Annotated in this window: 1 pseudogene; it reads right to left on the minus strand. The window is 59.4% G+C overall.

The features are described from left to right. Window positions 1-16: 16 nt before the first annotated feature. Window positions 17-207 (minus strand): annotated as a pseudogene (locus S1OALGB6SA_RS01105) (hypothetical protein); the annotation flags it as partial.

The raw sequence follows: 207 nt of genomic DNA on the forward strand, positions 1-207 counted from the left end.
CATCCCTACGACCCCATCACGTGCCGTCGGGCAAGGTGCTTACCACCCCCGCCGGTGTGATTTTCCGGATGTGGTGATTGCTAAAATCTGCCACATAGACATTGCCGGATGAGCCCACAGCCACGCCGTAGGGGCGGTTAAACTGCGCCGTGGTGCCGGTGCCATCAGTATAACCTGGAGTGCCATCGCCGGCTATGGTGCTTACCA

The sequence above is a fragment of the Olavius algarvensis spirochete endosymbiont genome, from assembly GCA_900608495.1.
Taxonomy (GTDB): Bacteria; Spirochaetota; Spirochaetia; order DSM-2461; family DSM-2461; genus UBA2779.